9 protein-coding genes are annotated in these 7006 nt (G+C 64.0%); 6 read left to right on the top strand and 3 right to left on the bottom strand.

Annotated elements, in window-relative coordinates; translation table 11 throughout:
- Positions 1–25: 25 nt before the first annotated feature.
- The 3 genes from MIC448_RS02135 to MIC448_RS02125 form a co-directional block, all read right to left on the bottom strand.
- The gene (locus MIC448_RS02135) at positions 26–253 is read right to left on the bottom strand and encodes a hypothetical protein (RefSeq protein ID WP_036295354.1); all 228 of its coding nucleotides are present in this window, start codon (positions 251–253) and stop codon (positions 26–28) included.
- A gap of 30 nt (positions 254–283) precedes the next feature.
- Positions 284–1156, bottom strand: a complete 873-nt coding sequence (locus MIC448_RS02130) for a hypothetical protein (RefSeq protein ID WP_158497518.1) — start codon at positions 1154–1156, stop codon at positions 284–286.
- A 430-nt stretch (positions 1157–1586) separates the two neighbouring features.
- Positions 1587–1766, bottom strand: coding sequence for a helix-turn-helix domain-containing protein (locus tag MIC448_RS02125; protein WP_243419860.1), 180 nt, complete (start codon positions 1764–1766; stop codon positions 1587–1589).
- 119 nt (positions 1767–1885) lie between these two features.
- Between MIC448_RS02125 and MIC448_RS02120 the strand changes: the two genes are divergently transcribed.
- The 6 genes from MIC448_RS02120 (at position 1886) to MIC448_RS02095 (ending at position 6964) form a co-directional block, all read left to right on the top strand.
- Complete coding sequence (locus tag MIC448_RS02120; protein ID WP_243419859.1) at positions 1886–2530, top strand: hypothetical protein; 645 nt, start codon at positions 1886–1888, stop codon at positions 2528–2530.
- A 312-nt stretch (positions 2531–2842) separates the two neighbouring features.
- Positions 2843–3484 carry a thermonuclease family protein gene (locus MIC448_RS02115; protein WP_051512955.1) on the top strand — a complete coding sequence of 214 codons (642 nt, stop codon included), beginning with the start codon at positions 2843–2845 and terminating at the stop codon, positions 3482–3484.
- A 114-nt stretch (positions 3485–3598) separates the two neighbouring features.
- Positions 3599–4162, top strand: coding sequence for a nuclease-related domain-containing protein (locus MIC448_RS02110; protein WP_199484398.1), 564 nt, complete (start codon positions 3599–3601; stop codon positions 4160–4162).
- Between the two features lie 45 nt (positions 4163–4207).
- The gene (locus MIC448_RS02105) at positions 4208–4825 is read left to right on the top strand and encodes a hypothetical protein (protein ID WP_051512952.1); all 618 of its coding nucleotides are present in this window, start codon (positions 4208–4210) and stop codon (positions 4823–4825) included.
- The gene (locus MIC448_RS02100; protein WP_051512950.1) at positions 4818–5504 is read left to right on the top strand and encodes a nucleotidyl transferase AbiEii/AbiGii toxin family protein; all 687 of its coding nucleotides are present in this window, start codon (positions 4818–4820) and stop codon (positions 5502–5504) included. Before MIC448_RS02105 ends, MIC448_RS02100 begins: the two co-directional genes overlap by 8 nt.
- Before the next feature lie 56 nt (positions 5505–5560).
- Positions 5561–6964 carry a plasmid pRiA4b ORF-3 family protein gene (locus MIC448_RS02095; RefSeq protein WP_051512948.1) on the top strand — a complete coding sequence of 468 codons (1404 nt, stop codon included), beginning with the start codon at positions 5561–5563 and terminating at the stop codon, positions 6962–6964.
- Positions 6965–7006: the final 42 nt, after the last annotated feature.

The following is a 7006-nucleotide window of genomic DNA, read 5'->3' as shown; positions in this document are numbered from 1 at the left end:
CGCCCTCCACTAAACCCGGGGCGATTCAAACGGACTTCTGAACACCCGTCGCTCCCTCGCCCAGGCGGGCCAGTAGGGTGCTCTTTCCTGCTCCGGCTGGTGCCAGGATCAAGTTGCGACCCATTTCAAAAAAGAGGTCAATCAGTTCAACGTGGGGCACTACAACGCCAAGTTCGCCCGAGAGCAAATCTTCAAAGCTGGCGAAACGAACGAGATCGGTTAGGGGTTCCATTTCACGTGCCAGCTCGCTCATATCATCATCATCTCCGGGTGGTAGGACATGTCACCGCTGAGGGACTGGGGTCCAGGATCTTGCGCCGGGGTCATCGAAGGGTTCGCGTCCTCTGGCGAGGATGCGCTCAACTAGACGGTGGGCGAATCGCGCTGCCGCCGCTGCGGCGTATGGCGTCCACTGAGCGCGTTCTTCATTGTTTCCGGCAAGCAGGTCCTGGACGGTCGCGGTGTCGCCGGTCAGGTCGCTCACGCCGCGAATCGCGAGCCAGGCAGGTCGGTAGTAAACCGTGTCGCTCGCGGTATGCATCGCGCGGGCCACGCCGCCGGATTCCATGTCGACCGCGATTGCGTGATCAAAGTCCTTGAGAAGATCTTGTTGTCCCGGCGCGCGGCTGTCGCCGGCGACGACTTCGAGTGATACTAACTCGCCGACGCGTACACGGGGAGGAGTGGTCTCTCCTGAAGGCGGAGTCATCAGGCCCTCATGCCAATCGAGGCTGGTTTCAACATGTCGAACGTCTGACGTGATGAGGAAGTTGTCCGGGTGCTGCATCGGAAAATAGCGCAGATAGCGTCGGCCCGAGTCGTATTTGGCAAATGCCGCGTAGTGAACGTACTCGACGCAAATGATGTCCCCGGTTGAAGGCCCCTCCAACACGCCATCGGCACCTGGACGCGCAATACCGCCGGCCGTGCCGACCACAACCAAGACTTCCGGGCGCCAGTCTTCGACAAGCTTCTGTACGCTCTGCTCAGCGGGCATGTTGCTGCGGCCCATCGCCTGCGAAACGATAACCCCGAATTGATTGTCGTCTGGTTCGTCCGGAGTCCAGCACGCGAGTCCACGAGCGGGGGTGGTAACGGCGTGGTGTGCCCCGAACTCAGCACGTACTGCGTCCCGTTCGCGCTCCGTGATCGTCAACACAAGTACTCGAGCGTGGCCGCGCCTTCCTGCGAGCAAAAGAGCCCCTTCCCAGAGATGCTTGCCAACTCTAACGGCGTGTTCGGCCTTTGCGCCCGCGTCGCGGCACTCCCGCAGAAGAGTGCGGGGCGTGGAAACACGCAACGACTCCATCCGTCGTCGTCGCGATCGCGTCGACGACGACTGGAGACTGCGATCCCGCTCGAACGACGCACACGTCATACGTGAACTTCACGGGGGACGTGGACGACGGTTCCCGAGTGCGGATGGATGAGCCGCATCGCGAGCTAGATGATTCGCCAGGAAGAGGAAGTCTGCTCGACCAGCTAGCTCGAGCTGGCACTACGACCAGTCTCAGCCAACTGTTGAGGCAGGGCGCCCCACCTCCACAGGCAGCCTGAAGCCACGACCCCGCAGGCGGAACTATCCGCTAAGCGTCGACGCCAAAGGCGCGCAGCAGCGGGACGCGGGGGATCATTCGGCGCGGGCCGAGCTGGACCGTGGGGATGGTCCCGTTCTCGATGCCGAGCTTGATGGTGCGGTAGTCGACGCCGACGAGTTTGGCGGCATCCTTCATCGTGAGAGCAAGGTGTTCCGGTGAGCGGTTCATGGTCTTCCCCTTCATTGAGCCAGCAGTGTCAATCTCCATTCGGGGCAAGGTAGCACGTTTGTGAGCCAAGATCGACAGTCTCCTTCGCGAATCGCCGATGACCTGGAATAGTGGGCTACATGGCAGACGTCGAGGCATATGACATCAGCGACGATCGCATCGATCTAGGCAGCCACGTAACCCTGCCGAAGTCCTGGCATGCGCGCGTGTCGGGGGAGCAGGACGTGCCCGGCACGATCACCGTGCGCGTGGAGTGGGATGCTGCGCTCGGCCGCACCGCCGTCGCGTCCGCCGCCCTCGAGCGCGAGGGGGAAGGCGTCGACATCACCAGCCAGATGCTCCGCGAGGTGCGCACGCACTGGATCATGACGACATCAGCACTCGACGTCGTCACGGTCGATGTCAGCGCGGAGGGCGACAGTGATCGCGACCGCATCCCGGTGCGGCAGTTCCTCAACCGCCTGCGGGCGGCGGGGAAGCGCGACCCCTCGGAGGCGCTGCACGACTCGATCGCCGTCTATCGCGTCGCGACGGCAATCAGCTACCCGCCGCTCAAGCTCGTCGCCGACACCCTCAGGATCAGTCAGAGCACCGCGACCCGCCTCATGACCCGCGCTCGTGATGCGGGCCTCGCGCCGGAAGTGCGGATCCAGGAGCCTCGGCGGGCGCCGGCGGTTGACCCGTACAACCCGGGGCGGCCGTACGACCCTGCCGCGCCGCACACTGGGCCTTCTGGGCCTGGAGGGCCGACCATCGGTCGATGACCAGGCCCCGCGGCCGATGCATGCGAAGTGATGGCTACTTGGGATGTCACGAGCAGAGAAGTCTTCGCTTGGGAGAACGGGCGCAACGTGCCGAACGTTCCGGTGCGATCCGGCGTGCGATAGCGCACGCGGTAGCCGCGCGTCGAAGCTACACACCGTTATCAGCTCGGAGGAGGAGCGCGGCCTAGGCTCAGCCTTATGCGCGGAGCTTTGTGTGGAGTTACTGTTGTCATCGCTTTCTCGCTTGTCGGATGTGCAGCGGGATCAGCTTCTGACGGCGCTGACTCGGCGACTTCGACGCTTGAATCGCAGGTGACGTTCGAGTCGGTCGTTGACGGCGACACCGTCGAGACCAGCGCCGGCACGGTACGCATCATTGGTATCGATGCGCCAGAGCGCGGCGCCTGTGGATACGCGGAAGCATCGACGCTCGTATCGTCCCTCCTCAGCCAGGGTGATCCGATCATCTTGGAGCTTCCGGACGGGGAGAACGATGAGGACCAGTACGGGAGAATCTTGCGTTACGTCGGCACGGACGAGGGTGTAGACGTTGGATTGACGTTGCTGACGGCCGGTCTCGCGGTTGCCCGATTCGACTCGACAGACGGCTACCCCGCACACCCGCGGGAGTCGGACTACCACGCCGCGCAGGTCGCGACCGTCGCCGCAGATGGGGCAGTGACAACTGTCGCCTGCAAAGCTGCGTCCGACGCGGCAGAACAGGCGAGAATCGTGGCCGAGCAGCAGGCCGCGGAGGCTGCGGCCCCGCCGCCAGCGGTCGATGAGTGGTGGAGGCAATACACGTCGTGCACGAAGCTCAAGCAGAATGTCAACGGACACCCGACAGGTCCGTTCTCACGCGATAACCCCTCAGAAGCATCGATCTACGATTGGTTCGCTCATGGGACTGGCAACAATGGTGACGGTGAAGGCGATGGATTGGCGTGCGAGTAGGCGCTTTCGCTCTCTGCGGCGGCTATTCGTACCGTGATCGCTCATTCGTTGACGGGTTTACGCGTTAGTGGTTTCGCCGGCGTTGGCCTCGCATACCGGTGATACGTTCAGCCCGTGACGAGTGAACGCCTTCCGGCTGAAAAGCGGATGCGGCTGCGCTACTCCGGCATCTGTCGGCTTTGCAGCACCCCGTTGCCAGCCGGACAACACGGGATCTACGAGCGCGAGACGAAGACCGTTCGATGTGTTCAGTGCCCCGAGACAGCGGTTGGCGCCGACATCGAGGCCGAGACCGGTACCGAAACGGAGCCCCGGCCCGAACCCGAAATCGACATCGACGTGGCGGGTGGGTCCGCGCGGCGAGAGTACGAGCGTCGCAAGACGGGTCGGGAGCAGCGCATCCGAGCGGCTCATCCGAAGCTCGGCGGACTGATCCTGGCGCTATCTGATGATCCCCAGAGCACTCGCGCTTGGGAGCGCGGTGCCATCGGCGAGGAGCTGCTGGCCGAGCGACTCAAGGATCTCCCGAGCGATATGCGTGTTCTTCATGACCGCCGGGTCCCTGGTTCGCGGGCGAACTCTATGGTCGACTCAGGGCTGTGTTTCCGAGGAACAGCTGACCGAGGCGCGATGATGATTGACCTCCGTAGTTACACGGACACCATTTCCATAAATTAACGGATATACGTTCCGTATATTTACGAATTATGCCAAGCTTGATCCGTGAAGACGAACGAGATCGTGTGGCGGACGCTGGCCGAGGGTGCCCTTGCTGGTCGTCGCGAGTGGCCAGACCTCAGCGCGCTTGCCGCTGCCGTCGACGCCCCTGTCTCCAGCACTCACCAGGCACTTGGTCGCCTGGTGGAGATCGGCGCGGTCCAAACTCGGCGTCGTGGCGGGATCATTGTCGTCAGCCCCGAGAAGGTTGTGCTCACGATGGCGGCGAATCGCAACTTGATCCGCGACACCGTCGCGATGACCACGCTGAGCGCAGCCCAGAGTTTGACGAACGAGCATCCGACGGCTATCGCCTTTGGCGGAACGGATGCCGCGCTGCACTGGCTAGGGGGCGTCAACACGATCGCCGACAAGGGGACTCGGCTGATCTACGCCGACGCGGGCGTTACCCAAGGCCTCGCCAACGGCGAAGAGGTTCGGGTGGTCTCGCGCGACCGGGTCGCCGCGCGAGTGTGGCGGGAGGGCTACTCGAGCGTCGCTCAGACCTACGCCGACCTGTTTGCGATGCCCGGGTGGCAGGCCAGCGAGTTTCGCGCAGCCCTCCACTCGAGACTTTTCGAGCGAGCGGATTGGGAACAGCCCGCGGAGGAAGCGCATGTCTGAATCCCTGAATGAATCAGACGAGAAGATTCGCCGCGTCCTCGACCACGTCGGGCGCGACCTCGACCCATCGATCTTGATCGGCGGATGGGCGACGCACCTGCGGGTCGGGGGTGAAATCAGTCACGACATCGACCTGATCGTTACTCCGAGCTCTCGCTACCTACTCGATTCGGTCGTCGAAAGTCTCACGGACAACTCGGTCCACCTGGCCCGTAAGTTTCGCGGCGAGGTGGAAGGGGTGCATTTGGACATCTACCTCCCGCATGAGTCGAAACTCGGCACGAGGCTCAAGCTCAAGGTCGAAGTGCTCGCTGAGTACGTCGACGACGACATTGCTCCGCCCTGGTTGCTTCTGACGATCGAGGCGCATTTCGTCACTAAGCTCGCTGCGCTCTTCGATCGCTTCCGTTCGGAGAAGGGAACCAAGGATGCCCGGGAGGTTCTCGCTCTGTTGAAGAAGGGCGTTGATCCGGCCCTCGCGCTTCGAATGCTGTCCGAGGCGACCGCCGGACCACCGGGGGACATCCCCGGATACGTCGACGAGATGTTCCGACTCGTCCCGCAGCTCGTCAAGCTGTCCAAGGCCGACCAGAAAGCGATGATGCGATGGCGTCGCGAGTGGGCCCAGGCGGCGCTCGCGTATGCGTCTCCGCACACGCTTTCTCCGCGCACGCTGTGAGGACGATTGGGTATTGGGCGCCGAGGTCTGCTGGGGCAGCCCGGTAGCGTTGGTTCGTGCCCGCTCGCCCTTCTCGCCGCATTCTTCGCTTGCGGGCATCGATCGTCGGTATCGAGCCGGAGATCTGGCGCACCATCGATGTCGACGACAGCCTGTCGCTCGCCCAGCTGCACATGGTGCTGCAGGTGGTCTTCAATTGGTTCGGCTCGCACCTGCACCGGTTCTCCGAAGATGATCCCTGGGTGATGAGCAACGGCATCCCGCGCATCGGGCGGCAGCCTCGCGCGTGGGTGGATGCCTGGTCGCTGGCTGAGGCCGAGATTGAGGGTGAGGAGGATGAGGCCGACACGACCATCGGCGAGGCCATGCAGCACGATGGGCCGTTGTGGTACGTCTACGACTCGGGCGACAACTGGCTGCACCGCATCGACCTAGTCGACCGCCATGCCGCGCGGCCCGGCGAGCCACTCGCGCAGCTGATTTCCGGTGAGCGGCGCGCACCGTTCGAGGATTCCGGCGGCATCGGCGGCTACCAGGAAATCGCCGAAATTCTCGCCAACCCGTCGCACACCGATCATCGGTCGACGAAAGCGTGGGTCGCGACCGCCGTCGGACCGTGGGCGACAGGCGACCTCGAGGACGCCGATCTGGACGGTGCGCGCGACGAACTCGCCGCGCTGTTCAGCCGGGCGGGAGGAGATCTCGCGGGACTCGCGGATGCTTCGACCGGCGTCAGAGTCGACTCACCCATCGCTCAGTTCGCCTCCGACCTGCCCGTGCCATACAGGTCGAATCTGCGCCGGCACCTTCGGCGTAGCGAACTGCTCACACCCGAGCGGCTTCGTGATGAGGACGTCGCGGTCGCCGTGAAGCCCTACGCCTGGCTCATCGATCACATCGGAGTCGAAGGGCTGACGTTGACGAAGGCTGGATGGATGCCGCCCGCCGTCGTGCTAGAAGGGATGACGGCACTTGGCTGGCGCGACGACTGGATCGGCGAGGCGAACCGCGAAGATCTGACCTACCCGATGCGCGAACTGCGCGCATCAGCTGAACGGCTGCGCCTGATCCGCAAGGTGAAGGGTCGTCTAGAGCTTGTCGGCCGGACTCGTCCTGCGATCGGACGACCAGCGGTGCTTGCCGAGCAGATCGCGCGGATGCTGCTGCGCCAGCGGATGACGGACGGTCAGCGGGTCGCCAGCACCATATTCACGATCGGCCTGGCCGACGGGAGCATCGCGACGCGACGCGAAGCGGGGCGCCAGGTGATCGACGTACTGAACGAACTCGGCTACGTCGACTCGCAGGGTCGAGAACTCGACCAGCGCGGGTTCACGTCACTGACCGAGCCGGCACTCGACGTGCTTTATGCGCTCGGCCTCTGGCGGGCGGGGGGTCGGCGCCGTGACGTCCCTCCCACCACCGCTGTTCGCGCGATCGCCCGCCTCGCGCTCAAATAGCGAGGCGGGCTGACGCCGGTGCGACCACCCGGATCCCGGCCG

This window comes from Microbacterium sp. C448 (assembly GCF_000582705.2).
GTDB classification, from domain to species: Bacteria; Actinomycetota; Actinomycetes; order Actinomycetales; family Microbacteriaceae; genus Microbacterium; species Microbacterium lacus_A.
Note: the sequence above shows the minus strand (reverse complement) of the source record. Positions and strands in the feature narration are given on the sequence as shown.